General features: G+C 56.4%; 14 protein-coding genes. 5 read left to right on the forward strand and 9 right to left on the reverse strand.

Translation table 11 applies throughout. The features are described from left to right. Positions 1-547: 547 nt before the first annotated feature. Positions 548-1,423, reverse strand: coding sequence for a LysR family transcriptional regulator (locus WH50_RS24600; protein ID WP_110189983.1), 876 nt, complete (start codon positions 1,421-1,423; stop codon positions 548-550). Between the two features lie 269 nt (positions 1,424-1,692). Here WH50_RS24600 and WH50_RS24610 point away from each other — a divergent pair, with 269 nt between their 5' ends. Continuing rightward, positions 1,693-2,118, forward strand: a complete 426-nt coding sequence (locus tag WH50_RS24610; RefSeq protein WP_110189985.1) for a VOC family protein — start codon at positions 1,693-1,695, stop codon at positions 2,116-2,118. Positions 2,119-2,359: 241 nt separating this feature from the next. Here the strand turns inward: WH50_RS24610 and WH50_RS26490 are convergent, their stop codons facing one another. The 8 genes from WH50_RS26490 to WH50_RS24650 form a co-directional block, all read right to left on the reverse strand. Then, on the reverse strand, positions 2,360-2,530 hold the full coding sequence (locus tag WH50_RS26490; protein ID WP_165838555.1) for a hypothetical protein: 171 nt from the start codon (positions 2,528-2,530) through the stop codon (positions 2,360-2,362). Between the two features lie 47 nt (positions 2,531-2,577). Beyond that, positions 2,578-3,129: a GNAT family N-acetyltransferase gene (locus WH50_RS24620; RefSeq protein ID WP_110189989.1), complete on the reverse strand. Its 552-nt coding sequence runs from the start codon at positions 3,127-3,129 to the stop codon at positions 2,578-2,580. Between the two features lie 123 nt (positions 3,130-3,252). After that, entirely contained in the window at positions 3,253-3,885 is a 633-nt protein-coding gene (gene ssb / locus WH50_RS24625; protein ID WP_110189991.1) for a single-stranded DNA-binding protein, read from the reverse strand. Between the two features lie 232 nt (positions 3,886-4,117). Beyond that, positions 4,118-4,909 carry a GntR family transcriptional regulator gene (locus tag WH50_RS24630; RefSeq protein WP_110189993.1) on the reverse strand — a complete coding sequence of 264 codons (792 nt, stop codon included), beginning with the start codon at positions 4,907-4,909 and terminating at the stop codon, positions 4,118-4,120. 141 nt (positions 4,910-5,050) lie between these two features. Next, positions 5,051-6,148: an ABC transporter ATP-binding protein gene (locus tag WH50_RS24635; RefSeq protein WP_110189995.1), complete on the reverse strand. Its 1,098-nt coding sequence runs from the start codon at positions 6,146-6,148 to the stop codon at positions 5,051-5,053. A 75-nt stretch (positions 6,149-6,223) separates the two neighbouring features. Then, on the reverse strand, positions 6,224-7,105 hold the full coding sequence (locus WH50_RS24640; protein WP_110189997.1) for a carbohydrate ABC transporter permease: 882 nt from the start codon (positions 7,103-7,105) through the stop codon (positions 6,224-6,226). Between the two features lie 9 nt (positions 7,106-7,114). Beyond that, the gene (locus WH50_RS24645) at positions 7,115-8,041 is read right to left on the reverse strand and encodes a carbohydrate ABC transporter permease (protein ID WP_110189999.1); all 927 of its coding nucleotides are present in this window, start codon (positions 8,039-8,041) and stop codon (positions 7,115-7,117) included. 142 nt (positions 8,042-8,183) lie between these two features. After that, a complete protein-coding gene (locus WH50_RS24650; protein ID WP_110190000.1) occupies positions 8,184-9,455 on the reverse strand; it encodes an ABC transporter substrate-binding protein in 1,272 nt (423 codons plus the stop codon). 245 nt (positions 9,456-9,700) lie between these two features. On the opposite strand from WH50_RS24650, the gene nagB reads away from it, so the two are divergent. The 4 genes from nagB (at position 9,701) to uvrA (ending at position 15,520) form a co-directional block, all read left to right on the forward strand. After that, positions 9,701-10,474, forward strand: coding sequence for a glucosamine-6-phosphate deaminase (nagB, locus tag WH50_RS24655; RefSeq protein ID WP_110190002.1), 774 nt, complete (start codon positions 9,701-9,703; stop codon positions 10,472-10,474). 17 nt (positions 10,475-10,491) lie between these two features. Further along, the gene (locus tag WH50_RS24660; protein ID WP_110190004.1) at positions 10,492-11,370 is read left to right on the forward strand and encodes a glucosamine kinase nucleotide-binding domain-containing protein; all 879 of its coding nucleotides are present in this window, start codon (positions 10,492-10,494) and stop codon (positions 11,368-11,370) included. Next, a complete protein-coding gene (gene nagA, locus WH50_RS24665; protein WP_110190006.1) occupies positions 11,367-12,557 on the forward strand; it encodes an N-acetylglucosamine-6-phosphate deacetylase in 1,191 nt (396 codons plus the stop codon). The genes WH50_RS24660 and nagA overlap by 4 nt, the downstream gene beginning before the upstream one ends. 101 nt (positions 12,558-12,658) lie before the next feature. Beyond that, the gene (gene uvrA, locus WH50_RS24670) at positions 12,659-15,520 is read left to right on the forward strand and encodes an excinuclease ABC subunit UvrA (RefSeq protein WP_110190008.1); all 2,862 of its coding nucleotides are present in this window, start codon (positions 12,659-12,661) and stop codon (positions 15,518-15,520) included. The last annotated feature ends 104 nt before the right edge of the window (positions 15,521-15,624 follow it).

Below are 15,624 nucleotides of genomic sequence, written 5' to 3' on the forward strand. Positions count from 1 at the left end.
CGTGCTGGATGCCATAGTGGAGTTTGGCGGTATCACCGTCGGTATCGACGCCCTGCGCTAACAAGTTGTTGAGAATCTATCTGCGTTGCCGAATACCGCGTCAAAAGCAGGCTCACAGCCAAAGGCTGAACGTGCTTTAGCACGGCCCCGAAGGGGCGAGCGGAGCGAGTCAAATGCTCATTTAGTCCACTAAACTCCGCTTTTTCGCCTGCTTCTTGTGCCCTCTGGGTATTTCCTTGTCTCGGCTGCCTCGATCACGCTTCTCAACAGCCTGCATATAAACCTCTGCCCGTGGTACGGATGCTGCCTCTTTATCTGCTCAATAACGGCAGCGCCTGTCAGCAGGCGCCATGCGCCAGAACAATGCAGAGCAAGGGCTCCACTGCGCCAGCTTAAAACGGTGTGCGGGCAGCAGAGACCCTGCTGATCGGGTGGTTCAAAGCACGAGCCGTCGTGGTAACGGCTGGGATACTTACGTATGACCGTCTAGCGGGCTCGGCAGCACAGTGCTGCTGCTCACCTCAAGAGCGGTAAGTCAGACAGGTGACTAAGCCCTGTCCGCATGGGCCTCCAGCAGACAGGAGCGGAACAGGCGTTGCAACGGCAGATCGCGGTTGGCATAGCGGGTGATCAGCACCAGCTCGCGGTGGAAGGTCAGCTCACCCAACGGGATGACCTGCATCTCGGTCTGCCGCTCCAGCCACAACCCGGCCTGCGGCACCAGCGCAACGCCCAGACCACACTCCACCATCTTGACGATGGCATCGAGCTCATCCAGCTCCAGCGCCTGCTGCACCGTGATGCGGTGCTGACGCAGAAAACGGGTCACCTGACGACCACCGAAGGAATGACGGTCATAGCGGATAAAGGGCTGTTGCCGCAGCAGCTCCGGCACGGATGTCACCTTGACCCCTTTCGGCACCAGCAGCATGAACGGCTCACGACTGATGACTTCGGCATGCAGCTCCTTGGGCAGGGCAAAAGGGGGGCGGATGATGATGGCCAGATCGATTTCACCGGCATCCACCTTGCCAAACAGACTGAGAGACACCCCGGGCACCAGCTTGGGTTCGATGGCTGGTGCCTGCTGGCGCAGACGCAACAGGGTGTCTGGCAGAATACCAGTCTGGGCGGTATTGATGGCACCGATGCGCAGCTCGCCACGGTAGTCCTCCAGACTGGAAGGAATACTCATACGACCAAACAGATCGAGTATTTCCTCCGCCATCGGTAGTACCCGCTTACCCGCTGAGTTCAGCACCGCCGAGCGGCCGCTGCGATCAAACAACGGCATGCCCAAGGCATCTTCCAGCTGTCGGATCTGGGCACTGACGGCTGACTGGGTCAGTCCAATCTGCTGCCCCGCCGCCGCAAAGGTGCCGTGACGACAGACCATCACAAAGGTTTTCAGCTCTCGGATCATGCTCCTGACTCATCAAAATTTTTGTTGCTCGAAAGTCAAAATATCCGCTTTTATATCAACAACTCAATACAGATAATTTTTCTACCGAAAACGGAGACTTAAACAGCCTGTTCAGGCTCTCGAAAACCGGGCTCCGAGCGGGAGACAGGTACCCAAGCAGCCAGTATTCGCCGGGCGTGAATGCCGCTACAGAAGACCTGCCTCCCCGATGGCACGATGCGCGACAGCGCCTGCACAGCTTCCTTCACTTTCTGACCGTGAGAAAAATGATGAGCATTTCCCCATTCCACCTCGCCATCCCTGTTTACGATCTGGCTGCGGCCCGCACCTTCTACGGCGACATCTTCGGCTGCGCTGAAGGCCGTTCCAGTGATCACTGGGTAGACTTTGATTTCTTCGGTCATCAGCTGGTGATCCATGAGCACCCCAAGACCCAGTCTCAGGAAGCCGCCCATACCAATGCGGTGGATGGCCATGATGTACCGGTACCGCACTTTGGCGTCGTACTGGAGTGGGATGTGTGGGAAGCACTGGCCGACCGTCTGAAAGCCCGTAATACCCAGTTTGTGATCGAACCTTACATTCGCTTCCAGGGTCAGGTCGGTGAGCAGGCCACCATGTTCCTGTTCGACCCCTGTGGCAATGCGCTGGAATTCAAAGCCTTCAAGGATATCGGCCAGCTGTTTGCCAAGTAGTAGCGGTCATGAGAGCGGCAGCCAGCGCGGCTGTATGAGAGCTACCCAGCAGTATCGGTACTTGCAGCCCCGGCGCCATCACCGCGGTATCAATATAGTGCACACCACTGGCTTCAACGGCCTGCTGAGCAGCCTGCTTGGTAGCCGGAGCTACCGAATTGATGCCCATGAATATCTGCCCGGCCCCCCAGATGCTGAGCCACGTCGGTCGTCACCCGTAATGCCGAATCCGCAGACATCACTACATCAGCACCGCTACCGCAGCCGCCATGGAATCGCGAGGCAGCACGAGCAGAGGCGTCATCCAGCAGCCGGTATAACAGCAGACCTGAATCCCCCTGGCTGCCAGCTCCTGTCCGAGAATGGTTCCGGCCTCACCCAAACCGATCAACGTCAGGGTGGAAATTTTCATCTGAAGCGCCTTGGAAAATAGGTAGGTACGTCAGCAAAGCGAAGAGGTTAGCAGCGCAGGCGGAAACCATACACCGCCAGACTTTCCTGCATGAAGTCGAGTGCTTCTGCACGCCGGAAACCATGGCGCTCATACATCCCCCAGGCCGTACGCATGGCTCTGGTCGAATGGATAACCAGCTGCTGCCGGCCCTGTTCAACCGCCAGAGCAATGCAGGACGCCATCAGCGCCCTGCCCACTCCCCGCCCCTGTGCCGCCGGACTGACCGTCAGCAAGCGAAAACCGGCTGCATCCGTCAGCGTAGTGGCAATGCCACCGGAGCCGTAATGAGCCATATCAGCAAAATAGACCACGGCGCCGAGCAGCTCACCGTCTGCTTCAGCCACCAGCAGCTGCACGCCGGGTCGGGTCGTCAGCTGGCCAATATTCGCCAGCATGTCGTAATAGCGCGGCTGCTGTCGTAGTGTGGGAAAATCGGCCAGTGCCGAGTACACAGTGACCATCAACTGGCCGACAGCCGCATGTTCATCGGCTCGTGCGGCACGAATCTGCCATGGCTCAGCAGCAGAGGAGGAGAGAGAGGGCGGATGGTCAGTCATGGTGTCTGTACCTGTGGATAATATCTGCTCTGAGCAGGCAGCGATTCCGGCCTGCTGTAGTAACAAAAATGGCCGCAAAGTGCGGCCATTTTTGTTGGAAGAAGGTGATGATGACATCCCGTTTTAAAATGGAATATCGTCGTCAAAATCATCAAAGTTGTTCTGCGGTGCCTGCGGCTGTGCAGGTGCCTGACGCTGGGGAGCAGGCTGTTGCTGTGGCTGCTGATAGCCGCCACCGAAGCCGCCCTGAGGCTGAGCTGCGGGTTGCTGGGGAGCAAAGTTCTGCTGCGGAGCATTGTAACCACCACCCTGAGGCTGGCGTGGCGCCTGCTGCTGTGGCTGCTGGTAGCCACCCCCGCCCTGAGCGTAACTGCCCTGCGAGTCCATATCGGCATAACCACCGGCGTCCTGACGGCTATCCAGCAGCTGCATGGAGCCGGAAATGTCCACAACGATCTCGGTGGTGTAGCGATCCTGACCGCTCTGATCCTGCCATTTACGGGTCTGCAGTTTACCTTCGACGTAAATTTTGGAGCCCTTGCGAGCATACTGACCGACCACTTCCGCCAGACGGCCAAAGAACACGACACGGTGCCACTCGGTACGATCCTGCATCTGGCCGGTCTGTTTATCTTTCCAGCTTTCGCTGGTTGCCAGGGTAATGTTGGCAACCGCGTTTCCATTGGGCATGTAGCGGACTTCTGGGTCCGTGCCCAGGTTACCGATGAGGATAACCTTGTTGACACCACGTGCCATGCTTCTCTCCCACCTTGAAAGCAATGCGCGACAGGCAGTCCGCCAGTGTGCTGATCAGCAACCACCACCGGGCTGCGCAGAGTATGCGCAAGTTGAACTAGTAAGGGAGGCACATTAACAAAAACTGTTTTTTTGTCCAGTCAGTTTTCATCAAGTTAAAGCCTTCCGGCGCTCCGTATTTTCACTCATCAAGCCACTGCATTTTCTGCTTTTATGGGTACAAGCCGCGTCATTACTGGCTCTCATCTCCGGCCTGCGGCACCGTGTCGATGGCGTTATCGCGAATCTCAGCGACAAAATCATAGCTGTCGCCGGGGAACCAGGAACGGGTGAACTCAACCCGTTCATCCCGCCCGCTGATACCGATACGCTCTATATAAAGCACGGCACTGTCAGGGCTGATCTGCAGCAGGTTGGCTCGTTCTGCATCAATGGATACCGCACGCAGTCGCTGCAATGCCCGCACCGGGCGCACCCCCTGCTGATCCATCAGACGGTAGAGGGAGTCTTCCACCATGAAGGGATTGGAAATAAACCGGCAGGGCACCGCAGCCCACTCCAGGGCCATGGGCTGATTGTTGGCGTAGCGCAGCCGGTAAAAGCGCACCACTTCCTCCCCCTCAGCCAGTTGCAGCGCCCGGCGTTCGTCTTCATGGGCAATCCCCAGTGACCGGTCCAGCCAGCGCGAATGAGTGACCTTGCCACGCTCCTGCATGACCTCAGTGAAACTCTTCAGCCGGTTGAGCGGCTGCTCGACCCGCTCACTGACGAACGTGCCCGCGCCCTGACGCTGGATACAGATACCGTCTTCAACCAGACGATCAATCGCTCGCCGCACCGTAACCCGCGACACTTCCATCTGGGTGGCGATATCACGCTCCGATGGCAAGGCCTCTCCCGCCCGCAGCCGCCCTTCCTGAATGGTGCGGCTGATCAGGGTATAGAGCTGCAAGTACAGCGGCGTTGCGGTATCGCGCAATTGTTCCGGGTGACCTATCAGACTGGTGACAAGCTCTTCTTTCATCTATCTACCCACTACTGTCTCTTCACCACTGAGTGTTGTACTGCTGGCAAAGAATCCCTGTCAGGCTGTTGAAAATCGATCTGCGTGACTGAAGACGGCAGGACAGACCGCCCGCCCTGCTTCTGGAAGGTGTTCACGACCTCAGCTTTTAAGCAGACGTGGCAGCGCCATGCCATCCTTGTCAAACAGATGCGCCATGCCCGCCTTGAAGCCAAAACGAATCTGGCTGTGCACGGCAATCTCCTCATGGCCATCGACCTTGAGTACCAGATCCTGCCCGGCACCATTGCTGGTATAAACGTAGGTGGCCTCACCCAGCTCTTCGGTCAGGGTAACTTCCCCGGCAAAGCAGGTGGGTAACTCCGTCCCCAGGCTCAGATGCTCGGGGCGGATACCCAGAGAGACCGGATCACCGGACTGCAACTGGCTGCCATCCACCGCCACCTCTGCCAGAACGCCGCATTCTAGCATGACCGACACACCGGTCGCCGACGCCTGTTGTACCTGACCGGCGAGCACATTCATCTTCGGCGAACCGATAAACTGAGCAACAAACAGAGTTTTAGGATGGTGGTACAGACTGAGGGGCGCGCCACACTGTTCAATGCGACCACCGTTCATCACCACAATCTTGTCCCCCAGTGTCATGGCTTCCACCTGATCATGGGTGACATAGACGATAGTAGCGCCAAGCTCCTGATGCAGCTTGCCCAGCTCCACCCGGGTCTGCACCCGCAGCGAGGCATCGAGGTTGGACAGCGGCTCATCAAACAGAAAGACCTTGGGATCACGCACAATGGCACGGCCAATGGCCACACGCTGCCGCTGTCCGCCGGACAGCTCGCGCGGCAAGCGATGCAGCAGATGATCAATCTTCAGCTTGCGGGCCGCCTCTTCCACCTTCTTCTGCATATCGGCCTTGCTGGCACCGGCAATTTTCAGCCCGAATGCCATGTTCTTGAATACCGACATGTGGGGATACAGCGCATAGGACTGAAACACCATGGCGATACCGCGCTTGGCCGGCGGCTGGTGATTCACGACCACATCATCGATCAGCAGCTCACCGTCGCTGATCTCTTCCAGCCCGGCCAGCAGACGCAGCAGGGTCGACTTGCCACAGCCCGATTCGCCCACCAGCACCACAAACTCACCGTGTTGAATGTCCAGATCGATACCATGCAGGACCTTGACGTCGTTAAAGCGTTTCTGCAGGTTCTTCAGCTGTACTTTGGCCATCTTGTTGTTTACCTCACATTCACTCGCTAACTGATCTTGTCTCTCGCACACCCGTTCATCCGGGTGTGCAGGCGCTTACTTCACGGCTCCGGCGGTCAGACCGCGGATCAGCTGACGCGAGAAGATCAGGTACAACACCAGCACCGGGACAATGGCCAGGGTGAGGGATGACAGCACGGCATTCCAGTCGGTCACGTACTGCCCGACAAACTGCTGGACGCCCAGCGTAATGGTGCGGCTTTCCTCACCCGGAGCGAGAATCAGCGGGAACCACAGGTCGTTCCAGATCGGGATCATGGTGAACACAGCCACTGTCGCCATGGCTGGGCGCAGCAGCGGCAGGATCACCGCAAAGAAGATCTTGTATTCACTGATGCCATCACAGCGGGCCGCCTCTTTCAGCTCCTTGGGTATGGTGCGGATAAACTCCGAAAGGATATACACCGCCAGCGGTAACCCCTGGGCAATGTAGACCAGCACCAGCGCGGTCAGCGTGTTGACCAGATGCAGCTGCACCATCAGGTTGAGAATACTGACCGTGCCCAGACGAATCGGAATCATGATGCCCATGGCAAACAGGAAGGCCAGCAGCAGATTGCCGCGGAAGCGGTATTCCGTCAGCGCCCAGGCGGCCATCGCCCCCAGCAACAGCACCAGCCCCACCGCCAGAATGGTCACTACCAGACTGTTACAGGCATAGAGGCCAAAGTCTGAGCGCAGTAATACCTGTTCAAAACCACCCAGATTGAGCGTATCCAGCGAAGGCAGGCCAAGTGGGTCACGGAAGATCGCCTTGCGGCTCTTCAGTGAGTTGATCAGCACCAGCAGAATGGGAAACAGCGCAATCACGGTATAGGTCAGCAGTACCGCATGCACAGCCAGCGCCTTGCCGGTCTGGGCGCCACGCTGCCACCCGCCTGTGGCTGGCTGTGAGCGATCGAAAAAGAGTGCTTTCATGCTGCCCCCTTACAACTGGAATCGGTTAATACGACGCTGCACCACCAGCAGGAAGACCATGACTCCGGCGAGGATGATCAGGAACATCAGCGTGGCCACGGCGGCACCCATGGTGGGGCTACCCTGCTGCAGCTGGAAGCCAAAGAAGGTGCGATAGAACAGCGTCCCCATGATGTCGGTGGAGAAGTTCGGCCCGGCCAGCGCGCCCTTCACGGCATAGATCAGCTCAAAAGCGTTGAAGTTGGCGACAAAGGTGAGAATCGACACCATGGCGATGGTCGGCAGAATCAGCGGCAGTTTGACGTAAAAGAAGGTCTGCAGCGGATTGGCACCGTCCACCACACTGGCATCGACAATTTCATCGGGAATATTCAGCAGCGAGGCGTAGATCAGCATCATCGGGATACCAACAAACTGCCAGACCGAAATCAGCCCGAGGGTAATCAGTGCCGTACCTTCCTTCCCCAGCCAGCTGTCGAAATGATTGCCAAGACCGATGCCATACATGAAGTTCTCGGCAATGCCCCAGATCGGGCTGAGGATCAGCTGCCAGATAAAACCGATGATGACCACTGACAGCATGGTCGGCATGAAGATCAGGGTGCGGTAGGTGTTGCGCAGACGCAGCTTGGGCAGACTCAGCAACACGGCCAGCAGCAGCCCGATAGGGTTCTGCAGCAGCATATGGATGAAGAAGAACTCGAAGTTATTCTTCAGGGCATTCCAGAACGCATCGGACCAGGTGCTGTCCGTCAGCAGGGTGACAAAATTGCGCAGCCCCACAAAGGCATGACCACCATCGGCCGCGTCTCCGTAGAAACTCATACGCAGGGTATCCAGCAGAGGATAAACGCTGAACACCAGATAAATCGCAAGTCCCGGCAGCAGGAAAAACAGAATATGCCACGGGAAAGGGCGACGTTCAGAGTGCTTCATCAAACTGTACCTCGGGACGAACGTGGTGGGCTGCGGAGCGTTTCCGCCGACGTCACAGGGTACGGCAATGTGCATGCCGTACCCTGCCAGCCAGCTCAGCAACAAGCCAGCAGAACACCAGCCTGACCCATATCGCTATGGATTATTTCTGGTGAGGGGCATACCACTTGCTCAGACCGGTTTCGAGCTGTGCTCCGGCCTGTTCGGGCGTCAGGGTGCCGTTGATCACCTGGGCACTGACATTCCACAACTCGTTTTCGAGATTGGGAGTGCCGCGGGAAAGGATCTGGTAGGAGTTACGAATAGTGGTTTTGCACTGTTTGCGCCAGCTGACAAACTCCTGAGCCACCGGATCCTTGATACTGACCTGATAGTTGGACAGTGGGAAGAAACCGGGCACCGCATTGGCAAACAAGGTGGCGAACTCTTCGCTGGCCATCCAGTTCAGGAAAGCCTTCGCTGCTTCAGGGTGAGCGCTCTTGCTGTTGATGCCCATACCAATGTCAGTGTGGTCACTGATGTAGCAGGTGCCCTGACCATCAGGCACCGGTGGCATAAAGGCACCGAATTCAAAGTCAGCCTGGGTGTTGAAGGTCTGGATATCCCAGGAACCAGCCGGGTAAATGGCACCGCGACCAAGAGAGAACAGGTTCTGAGCATCCGCATACTTGAGTGACTCAAATCCGCGACGCAGATAAGGCTTCCACTTGGCCAGCTCATCAAAGGTTTTGACGTAAGGTTCATCGGTAAACTTGGCACTGCCATCAATCAGCGCCTTACGGCCCTCCTCCCCTTTCCAGTAGTTGGGCCCGATGTTCTGGAAGCCCATGGTAGCGGCTTCCCATTGATCTGCCGTGCCCATGACCAGAGGCGTGTACTGTCCGTCTTCTTTGATCTTGTCGAGCACCGAGAAAAACTCGCTTTCGGTTTTTGGCACCGACAGGTTCAGCTCCTTGAAGATGGCCTTGTTGTAGATGAAGCCATGAATCACCGATGCCATCGGTAAACAGAACTGATCTTTGCCGTCATCAGTCTGCCAGGCCGTTTTAGCCACATCGGGGAAGGCTGCCATCCCCTGCAGGTCATTCAGATTGGTGAGGAAGCCACTCTTGTACAGCTCCAGTGAGGCATCAAAAGGGCGACAGGCGATCAGATCACCGGCGGTGCCAGCCTGCAGACGGGCCTGCAAGGCAGAGTTGTAATCGGTGGGAGGAGTAGGTGTGAATACCACTTCAATATCAGGATGCGACTTTTCAAAGGCTGGAATGATGACATCATTCCAGATATTGGCATCATCACTACGCCAGCTCTCAATGGCCAGCTTATCCTTGGCCAGAACCGGTCCGCTCAATGCGGCCCCCAGCGCCAAAGCCAGTAATGATCGGGTAAAAGGGTGTTTGGTCAGGTCAGACATATCCGCTCTCTCACTGCATTCAGGTTGTGTGGATGGTCTTGTTGTTATCCAGATTTGTCTCAGTCAACGCCTAAGCATCTAGACCAAATTAATACCACTACTGATCATTTTGCAAGCAAACCTTAAATTCTTTTTCTGTTTTGGACAAAATTTGACAGATAGTCGTTTTTGGCGATTAATATTGGTATCTAAGTGGTATTTAAAACAACACCACTCAACCCAGTACCAATGGAAGATTCACCGTCATGCGTGTTGTCATTGCCCCCAGTGATCAGATTGCCAGCAAGGCTGCGGATATTGTCTGCCAGCAACTCCAGCGCAAACCCGACTCTGTGCTCGGGCTGGCCACCGGCAGCACCCCGGTAGCGCTGTATCGTGAGCTGATCAGCCGTTATCAGCAGCAGCAAGTCAGCTTTGCCAGGGCAGCCAGCTTCAATCTGGATGAATACATCGGCCTGAGCAGCGAGCATCCACAAAGTTATCGTTACTTCATGCAGCAACAGCTCTTCGACCATATCGACATCGCGCCGGAGCAGACGCACGTGCCTGATGGCATGTCCGAGCCGCTGAGCAGCTGTCAGGCATATGAACAGGCGATTGGCGCCGCCGGCGGGATAGACCTGCAGATTCTGGGAATTGGCCACAATGGCCATATTGGTTTCAATGAGCCAGGCTCCAGCCTCAGTTCGCACACCCGCATCAAGACGCTGACTCCCACCACACTGGAAGCCAACAGGCGCTTTTTCCGTGACGATGAATTCCAGCCCTGTCTGGCCATCACCATGGGCATCGCCACCATCCTGCAGAGCCGTCAGGTATTGCTGCTGGCCTCCGGCGAAGCCAAGGCCGAGGCGGTTCAGCGCACAGTTGAAGGCCCACTCAGCGCCTTTACCCCCGCCTCCAGTCTGCAGATGCATGAACATGCCATCGTACTGATCGACGAAGCCGCCGCCTCACAGCTGCAGCTGCGCGACTATTACCTGTGGTGTGAACAGCAACACAGCCAACTCGGCATGTAGGCAACAAGGAGGCAGAGATGAGCATCCATTTCCTGCTGGGGGTCGACGGCGGCGGCACCAGCTGCCGCGCTCGCCTGGAGGACAGGCACGGCCGTATTCTGGGCGAAAGCCGTGGCGGCACCGCTAATCCACGCACAGGCATTCGTCAGGCCTGGGATAACATCATGCAGACCTGTCTGGAAGCCTGTCGACAAGGTCAGCTCAGCAGCGATGACATGCAGCATGTGCGGCTGGGTCTTGGCCTAGCTGGCACCAATCAGAGCTACGAGCGCCAGCTGATCCTCAGCCAGCCGCATCCTTTCGGGGAAACCTGTCTGCTGACCGATGCCCATACCGCCTGTCTCGGCGCCTTCAACGGCGGTGAAGGCGGTATTGTCATTCTGGGCACCGGCAGTTGTGCGGTCAGCTTTATCGCACAGCGCTTTCATCTGTTCGGAGGCTGGGGCTTTCCGATCTCCGACCAAGCCAGCGGCGCATGGCTGGGACTGCATCTGGTCAGTCATGCACTGGCAGCACTGGACCAGATGCAGCCCAGCTCCCCTCTGGCTGAGCAGGTCGCTGAGCACTTCGGGCAACAGCGGGAAAACTTTGTCACCTGGCAAAATCAGGCCCTGCCTCGCGACTACGCCAGTTTCGCACCGTGGATTTATGCTGCCGCCCGGCAGCACGACCCTCTGGCACTGGAACTCATTCAGCATCAGGTGGAATGGATCGAGCGTTTTGTCAGGCAGCTGCTACACACCGGCTGTCAGCAGGTGGCACTGATGGGAGGCCTTGCCGAGGCCGTACAGCCCTGGCTGCCACCCTCACTTCTGACTTATCTCGCCATACCACAAGCCGATGCTCTGGCGGGTGCCATCCTGATGGCCCGTCAGCAACTTGGATATCGCCCATGACGCATTCAGCCTTGTCTCGCACCTCTGCCACACAGCATCTGTACGCTGAACGATTGTTCGATGGTGAGCACTGGCTTACCGAACAGCTCATCAGTATCGAGCATGGGCGCATCAGTACCATCGCGCCTTACTCCACCAGACAGCACGCGCATCTGTCCAAGCAGGACAGTACAGGCCTCATCGCACCGGGTTTTATTGACATCCACGTCAATGGTGGCGGAGGTGTACTGTTCAATCACCAGCCTAATACCGAAGCGCTGGCGGCCATCGTCAAAGCACACAGCCAGTTCGGTACGGTGGCGCTATTGCCGACCCTGATTACTGATGATGATGACGTCATGCAGCGCGCGCATCAGGCGATCTGTCAGGCCCTTGGTCCGCAGCAGATTGCGGGTATCCTCGGCGTGCACTACGAGGGGCCTTACCTCAATCCGTTGCGCAAGGGGGTGCATCATGAAAACAAGATTCGCCCGGCCAATCCCGAGTTCTTTACCCCTCTGTTAAAAATCCCAGACGAGGGCAAGGTGCTTGTCACCCTGGCCCCGGAGCTCGCCCCGGCAGGCTTTATTCAGATGCTGGCAGCACAGGGCGTACGCGTCAGTGCTGGCCATACCGCAGCCAGCTACGCACAGATTCAGCAGGCGCTGGCGCAGGGAGTGAGCGGTTTTACTCATCTGTTCAATGCCATGAGCCCGCTTACCAGTCGCGAACCGGGTGTGGTGGGAGCGGCACTGGATGACAGAGACAGCTGGTGTGGCATGATCGTCGATGGCCATCACATCCATCCTGCTGTGATGCGCACAGCGGTAAGAGCCAAAGGCAGTGACAAGATCATGCTGGTGACCGATGCCATCCACAGTGTTGGCTATGGTCAGCGCGAGTTGAATTTCCTTGGCAAAGCCGTGCTCAACGATAACGGCAAGGTCACGACACTGGATGGCACACTGGCGGGTTCTGATCTGGATATGGCCAGCGCGGTGCGCAATGCACTGCAATATGGTCTGGGTGACGAAACCGCTGTACTGCAAATGGCTTCGCGTAATCCCGCCCAGTATTTGCGAGTCAGCCATCGGCTGGGTTATTTACGACCTGGATATCAGGCCAGCATAGTGTGTCTGGACAATAACTGGCAGGTTATACAGTGCTGGATAAACGGACAGTATCAGATCAGCGATTCTGATAGATAATCACGATGGGTTACAGGGTTTAGACTGAAGCGGGGCGCCACTATAATTCGCTTTTCGACTTTCGGGTCGTCCGTTCTGCCCCCTCTGCTGTGGAGCCCCTGATGGACACTATTTTGGTACGCGGTGCCCGTACCCATAACCTCAAGAACATCGATGTCGATCTGCCCCGGGATAAACTGATCGTCATTACCGGTCTGTCCGGTTCCGGTAAATCCTCGCTGGCTTTCGATACGCTCTATGCCGAGGGCCAGCGTCGCTATGTCGAGTCGCTGTCAACCTATGCCCGACAGTTTCTGTCGATGATGGAAAAGCCCGATGTCGATCATATCGAAGGCTTATCCCCCGCCATTTCCATTGAGCAGAAATCCACCTCCCATAACCCACGCTCAACCGTAGGCACCATCACCGAAATCTATGACTACCTGCGCCTGCTGTATGCCAGAGTGGGCCAACCGCGCTGCCCCGATCATGATCTGCCGCTGGAGGCACAAACCGTCAGCCAGATGGTGGATCAGGTGCTGGGGCTGGAGGAAGGCTGCCGCCTGATGCTGTTAGCGCCGGTCATTCAGAGCCGTAAAGGTGAACACCAGAATATTCTGCAGAACCTGCGTGCGCAGGGCTTTGTCCGTGCCCGCATCGACGGCCAGATCTACGAACTGGACGACACTCCTGAACTCGACAAGAAACGTAAACACACGATCGAGGTGGTGGTTGATCGCTTTAAGGTGCGTAGCGATATCCAGCTACGTCTGGCAGAGTCTTTTGAAACCGCACTACAACTGAGTGACGGCATCGCCAAGATCGCCTTTATGGATGAAGAACAGCGCGCCGAACTGGTTTTCTCCGCCCGCTTCGCCTGTCCTGAATGCGGTTACAGCATCAGCGAACTGGAGCCCCGGCTGTTTTCCTTTAACAATCCCCACGGCGCTTGTCAGACCTGTGACGGACTGGGTGTAAAACAGTTTTTTGACCCCAAACGTGTACTGGTCTCTGACGATCTGTCTCTTGCAGAAGGCGCGATCAAAGGCTGGGATCGCCGCAGCGTATACTACTTTCAGCTGTTGAAGGCCGTAGCGGAGCACTATGGCTTTGACGTAAATACCGCGTTCAAGGAGCTGTCGCCTCCCCAGAAGAATGCGGTCCTGTATGGCACCGGTCAGGAAGCAGTGCAGTTTAACTACAACAGTGACCGAGGTTTGCAAATCAGCCGCGCTCATCCATTTGAGGGCGTCTTGCCCAATATGGAGCGCCGCTATCGCGAAACAGACTCACAGCAAGTTAGGGACGAGCTGTCACAATACCTCACTAATACAAAGTGCCCCTCCTGTAGCGGTACGCGCCTGCGCAAAGAAGCAAGACATGTCTTTATAGAAGGCAAAAATCTACCTTCCATCACCAGCCTGCCGGTAGGAGATTGTTTCGACTACTTCAGTGAGCTGAAGCTGGATGGCAAACGAGGCGAAATCGCGGACAAAATCCTGAAAGAAATTCGCGCTCGTCTGAGCTTTCTGGTGAACGTTGGCCTGGATTACCTGACGATGGAACGTAGTGCTGACACCTTGTCAGGCGGTGAAGCTCAGCGCATTCGTCTGGCCAGCCAGATAGGTGCGGGACTGGTAGGCGTCATGTATATCCTTGACGAGCCCTCTATAGGCTTGCACCAGCGTGACAATGACCGCCTGCTCCAGACCCTGACCCATTTACGTGACCTGGGGAATACCGTCATCGTGGTTGAACATGATGAAGACGCTATCCGCCTTGCAGACCATGTACTGGACATCGGCCCCGGTGCCGGAGTGCACGGTGGCACCATTACTGCCCAAGGTACACCGGCAGAAGTCATGGCCAATCCAAACTCGCTTACAGGTCAGTACCTAAGCGGGAAGAAGTGCATCGCAGTACCTGAGAATCGCACGCCCTTTGACAGCAAGTGTGTGCTGGAAATTCAGGGAGCCAGTGGCAATAACCTGCAGAATGTCGACCTCTGCATACCTGTAGGTCTATTTACCTGCGTGACTGGCGTGTCCGGCTCTGGCAAATCCACGCTGATAAACACCACGCTCTACCCTCTGGCCGCAGCCGCGCTCAATGGCGCAACAACGCTTGAACCTTCACCCTACAAAAAAATGAAGGGCATGGAGCAGTTCGACAAGGTCGTAGACATCGATCAAAGCCCGATAGGCCGTACCCCTCGTTCCAACCCAGCAACCTACACCGGCATATTCACTCCCATTCGTGAGCTATTTTCTGGCACGCAGGAGGCCCGTTCACGCGGTTACAAACCAGGACGCTTCAGCTTTAACGTCAAAGGCGGACGCTGTGAAGCATGCCAGGGGGATGGTGTCATCAAAGTCGAAATGCACTTCCTTCCCGACATTTATGTCCCCTGTGATATCTGCAAAGGGAAACGCTACAACCGCGAGACACTGGAAGTCACCTACAAAGGCAAGAGCATCACTGAAGTTCTTGAAATGACCGTAGAAGATGCGCTGGGTTTCTTCTCTACCGTACCAATGATTGCACGCAAACTGCAAACACTCATGGATGTAGGCCTGTCTTACATACGACTAGGCCAGAGCGCAACGACGTTATCCGGAGGTGAAGCACAACGCGTCAAACTCGCGAAGGAGCTATCCAAACGAGATACCGGCAAGACACTGTATATTCTGGATGAGCCAACGACCGGTCTGCATTTCTATGACATTCAGCAGCTTCTAAATGTGCTGCACAGACTGCGTGATCACGGCAACACAGTAGTGGTCATTGAGCATAATCTGGACGTGATCAAGACCGCAGACTGGCTAGTCGATCTGGGTCCAGAAGGCGGTAGCCGTGGAGGCCAGATTATTGCCACCGGCACACCGGAACAGGTTGCGGACAATCGACAATCCCACACGGGACAGTTCCTTAAACCCTTGCTGGAAAAAGGCAACCGAGAACGTCAGCTGGTTATCGAAGACTAGCTGGTCCTCCAACTTCTGCACTGTAAATATCGCAGTAATAGAAAGCCTGGCCACCGCAGGGCTTTCTACTTGAAATCAACAGAAGACAGAGCAGACAGAGCAGA

The organism is Pokkaliibacter plantistimulans, assembly GCF_003194385.1.
Classification (GTDB): domain Bacteria; phylum Pseudomonadota; class Gammaproteobacteria; order Pseudomonadales; family Balneatricaceae; genus Pokkaliibacter; species Pokkaliibacter plantistimulans.